The 5,315-nt window shown below is 72.3% G+C and carries 1 protein-coding gene; it reads left to right on the forward strand.

Translation table 11 applies throughout. The annotated features are described in order from the left end of the window. On the forward strand, window positions 1-5,315 hold a 5,315-nt coding region (locus ACTWQH_RS32450; protein ID WP_443290403.1), incomplete at both ends, for an SDR family NAD(P)-dependent oxidoreductase.

The raw sequence follows: 5,315 nt of genomic DNA on the forward strand, positions 1-5,315 counted from the left end.
GGGCGCTGACCGAGCTGGCCGACCACCTGGACGCGCAGGCAGACGCCCTGTCCTCGGTCAGCCACACCCTCATGTCCGGGCGGCACCACTTCGACCACCGCTGCGCGCTCATCGTCCACGACCACCAGGACGCCGTCCGCCTCCTGCGCAACGCCGCCCAGGGCGAAACACCGCTGAAGGTCCACCGAGGCACCGTAGCCCGCGAATTCACCCCCAACGCCGCCATGGCCGACCTGGTTCAGGACCTGGTCGCCCAGGCCCGGGCCAGCAGCCAGGACCCCGTCCGCTACCAGGATCAGCTCACCGCGCTGGCCGACCTCTACCGCCAGGGCTACACCCCATCCCTACAGGAGCTGTTCGACCGGCCCCCGACCCGCATCAGCCTTCCCGGCTACCCCTTCGACAACAAGCCCTACTGGCCGGCCCCGATCACCGCCACAGCGACCGCGGCGATCGCAGCGTCCGGCAAACGCCTGCACCCGCTCGTTCACGAGAACGTCTCCGACCTCAGCGAGCAGCGCTACCGCTCGGTCTTCACCGGCGACGAGCCCTTCCTCGCCGACCACGTCGTCAACGGCCGGAAGACCCTCCCCGCCGCCGCGTACCTGGAGATCGCCCGCGAAGCGGCCCGCCAGGCGGCCGGCGGCGGCGCCCTGCGGCTGAACAACATCCGCTGGGTCCAGCCCATGGCCATGCAGGACGATCCCCTCCAGGTCCGGATCACGCTCATCCCGGAACCGGACGGCACCATCGGCTTCGAGATCGTCTCGGGCGGCGACGACGGCCACGACGAGAGCCCTGTGATCCACGGCCAGGGCGACGCCGCTCTCGTCGAGTCTCAGGGGGAGAACCCCGTCCTCGACCTGTCTGCGCTCCGCGCCGACTGCCCGCGTACCCTCAGCGGCGAGGACTGCTACGACGCCTTTGCCGCCGCCCACCTCCGGTACGGCCCCGCCCACCGCACCCTCGCCGAGCTGCACGTCGGCACCGACGTGCTGCTGGCCCGTCTCATCCCGCCCCCGGAGACCGAGGACGGCTACGTCCTCCACCCCAGCCTCATCGACGGCGCCTTCCAAGCCCCGGCCGGCTTCGGCGTGGCGGCGGGCGCGGTGGAGCGCCAACTGCCCTTCGCCCTCGACGCGGTGGAGATCTTCGACTCCGGCGACGGCGGCGACCCCCCGGCCTGGGCCGTGGTCCGCAAGCTCCCCTCCTCGGGCTCGCGCGCCAGCCGCTTCGACATCGACGTGTGCGACGACGCCGGCCGCATCCGCTTCCGCTTCAAGGGCTTCACCAGCAGCCTCGGCAGTGGCAGTGGCAGTGGCAGTAGCAGCAACGCCGCCGTCCCGCCCGTCACCGGCGTACTGGAGATGGCCTGGTCCCCGTCCGAACTCGACGCCGGGCAGCGGCCGTCGAGGACGTGGCGCGAACGCCACCTGATCGTCTGCGACTGCGACGCAACGCACCTTCCCCGCGACCCAGCGGTGCATACCGTCGCAGTCGACAGCACGGGCGACGACCCGGCCGAGCGCTACACCAGCCTCGCCACGCAGCTCTTCACCAAGGTGAAGGACATCCTCCTCGCCAAGCCACAGCACGACGTCCTGCTCCAGGTGGTCGTCCCCGACACCGCCGACTACGCCGGGCTCGCCGGCCTCCTGAAGAGCGCCCGTCTGGAGAACCCGAAGCTCACCACCCAGCTCATCGCGATGCCGCTCGATACGCCGGACGCCATGGCGCGGATCAACGCCGAGGCCGCCGCCCTCGCGCCCGCGCCGCACGTCCGTTACGCCGACGGCCGCCGCCTGCTGCCGACGTGGCAGCCCCTCCCGGACGCGCCACCCGATGCCGCGCCGCACACGCCCTGGCGCGCCGACGGCACCTACCTGATCACCGGGGGAGCGGGCGGCCTCGGCCTCCTCTTCGCTCGCGAGATCGCCGAACGAGCCCCCGGCGCCCGGATCGTCCTCACCGGCCGCTCGGCCCGGCAGGAGCACCTGCACCTTGCGATACCTGGTGCCGAGTACCGCCAGCTCGACGTCACCGACCCGGCGGCGGTGACCGAGACCCTGGCCGGGATCGGCCCGGACCTCCGGGGCATCCTGCACTGCGCGGGCGTCATCCGCGACGACTACATCATCCGCAAGCCGCTCGACGACGTGCGGCAGGTCCTGGCCCCGAAGGTCACCGGCCTGGTCAACCTCGACCGGGCCGCCGCCGACCTGGGCCTGGAGCTGGACTTCCTCGTCTGCTTCGCCTCCACCTCCGGCAGCCTCGGCAACGCCGGGCAGGCCGACTACGCCCTCGGCAACGCCTTCATGGACGCCTTCGCCGCCCGGCGCAACGACGCCGACCCCACCCGTCCGGGCGGCCGGACGCTCGCCATCGACTGGGCGCTGTGGCGGGACGGCGGCATGACCATGGGCGACGGCGACCAGACCCTCGCCCAACTGGAGGCCCGCACCGGCCTGGTCCCGATCCCGGCCGACGCGGGCATCGCGGCGTTCTACCGCAGCCTGGCCAGCGGCGCGGCGCAGACCCTGTGCCTGACCGTCCGCGACGCCCGTCAGCTCCCGGCGGCAACCGACCGCTTCAACAGCGTTGCCGAGCCCACCCCCACGACGGCGCCCGCCGCGCCCGCCACGCCCGCCGAGCAGCCGGACCTCACGGCGTACCTGACGAACGCCACCGCCACGGTGATGAAGCTGCCCCTCGACGTCATCGACTCCGAGGCGCCGCTCGAGCGCTACGGGATCGACTCGATCAGCGTCATCGCCCTGACCGACCGGCTGGAGAAGGACTTCGGCACGTTGCCGAAGACGCTGTTCTTCGAGTACCAGACCCTGGCCGAGCTGAGCCGGTACCTCCAGGACTCCTACCCGGCCGAGGTCGCGCGTCTGTTCACCGAGCCCGAGCCCGAGCGCGGGCCCGAGGCCGCGACCGAAGCCCCGGCGGGCGTCGTCAGCCGCCGCCGCGAGCGCGCCGCCCGCTTCGCGGCCGTGACGCCGACGCCGGCCCGGCCGGAGCGTTCCCCCGACGTCGCCATCATCGGCCTGGCCGGCCGCTACCCGCAGGCCCCGGACCTCGACACCTTCTGGGAGAACCTGCTCCAGGGCCGCGACAGCGTCACGGAGATCCCCGAGGACCGCTGGGACTACCGGGCCTTCTACTACGACGCCGACAAGTCCAAGAAGGACAACGTCTACTGCCGCTGGGGCGGCTTCCTCGAAGGCGTCGACCGCTTCGACCCCATGTTCTTCAACATCTCGCCGCGCGAGGCCGAGCTGATGGACCCGCAGGAGCGGCTCTTCCTCGAATGCGCGTACGCGACGCTCCAGGACGCCGGCTACACCCCGGGGGACCTCGACGACGCGGGCGTGTTCGTGGGGCTGATGACCTCGGACTACCAGCTCTTCGGCGTCGAGCGGCAGCTGGCGGGCCAGCCCGTCGCCGTCGCCGGGAACTTCGCTTCGGTCGCCAACCGGATCTCCTACCACCTCAACTTCCACGGCCCCTCGCTGTCCGTGGACACCATGTGCTCCTCCTCGCTGACCGCGATCAGCCTCGCCTGCGAGAGCCTGCGCCTGGGCAACTGCGAGGTCGCGATCGCCGGAGGCGTCAACCTCTCCCTCCACCCGAACAAGTACCTGCTGCTGTCGCAGGGCAAGTTCGCCTCCAGCAACGGCCGCTGCGAGTCCTTCGGCGACGAGGGCGACGGCTACGTGCCGAGCGAGGGCGTCGGCGCCGTGCTGCTCAAGCCGCTCGACGCGGCGGTGCGCGACCGCGACCACATCTACGGAGTCATCAAGGGCACGGCCGTCAACCACGGCGGCAAGACCAACGGCTACAGCGTCCCCAGCCCGGGCGCCCAGGGCGCGGTCATCGGCAAGGCACTGCGCGAGGCGGGCGTCGATCCGCGGGCGATCAGCTACGTCGAGGCCCACGGCACGGGCACGAAGCTGGGCGACCCCATCGAGATCCGCGGCCTGTCGCAGGCGTTCGAGGCGTTGGGCGTCACGGGGAGCGACGGGCAGTCCTGCGCCATCGGCTCGGTGAAGTCCACCATCGGCCACGCCGAGGGCGCGGCGGGCATCGCCGGGCTGACGAAGGTGCTGCTGCAGATGCGGCACGGCACGCTGGTCCCCAGCCTCCACTCGGACGTGCTGAACCCGCTGATCGACTTCGGCGAGACGCCGTTCGTGGTCCAGCGGGAGGCGGCGGAGTGGCGGCGGCCCGCCGGACACCCGCGCATCGCCGGGCTGTCGTCGTTCGGGGCCGGGGGCTCCAACGCCCACATGATCGTCGAGGAGTACCGGGCCTACCGGGCCGAGGAGCGCGCGGCGCGGGCCGAGCGGCCCGACCCGGTCGTGATCCCGCTGTCCGCGAAGACCGAGGTGGCGCTGCGGCAGTCCGCCGAACGCCTCCTCACCGCCGTGCGCGGCGGACGGTACGCCGACGACGACCTGCCCGCGATGGCGTACACCCTCCAGGTGGGCCGCGAGGCCATGCCCCACCGGCTGGGCTTCGTCGCGCGTGATCTGGCGGAGGTGGCCGGCAAGCTCGCCGCCTGGCTGGACGGCCCGCCGGAGACGGAGGCGGAGGCGGAGCCCGAGAGGGATCCGCTGCTCGCGGCCTGGGTCGCCGGGGAGAACGTGGACTGGCGCCAGCTCTACCTGGGCGAGGACGGCGCCGCGACCACGCCGCCGGGCCGGATCAGCCTGCCGATCTATCCCTTCGCCGAGGAGAGGTACTGGCTCCCGGCGCCCGAGGGGCAGCCGGAGGGCGAGGGCGTTCAGCGGCGACTGCACCCGCTGGTCCACGAGGTGCGCGCGGCGGACGGCACCCCCGTACTCCGCGTCAGCGACCTGGACGTCGCCGTAGAGGCCCCAGAACTCCCAGAAGTAGAGGTTGACGTGGTTGCTGCGGCGGGTCCGGGTCGCCGGGCGGAGATGGCGGGCTGGTCGGTGGCCCAGTGCCTGGAGTGGGAGCTGAAGGACGTCGTCAGTCAGGTGCTGAAGCTGCCCATGGACAGGCTGGACGATGCCACCAGCCTTCAGGACTTCGGGTTCGACTCGATCAGTCTGGTCGAGTTCGCGGGTGTGCTGGTCGAGCGACTGCACGTGGAACTCACCCCGGATGTGTTCTTCAGCTTCCCGACGCTGGGCGCGCTGAGTGGCCACCTGCTGGAGGACCACGGCGAGACGGTGGAGGCGTTCTACCGCCAGGGCAGCACCGCGCCTCCCCCCGAGAAGCGGCCCGCGCCCGAACTCCGCCGCCGCGTGGCGCGCCGGAGCACCCCGGCTCCGGCTCCGGTGCCG

Source organism: Streptomyces sp. 6N223 (genome assembly GCF_052246635.1).
GTDB lineage: Bacteria > Actinomycetota > Actinomycetes > Streptomycetales > Streptomycetaceae > Streptomyces.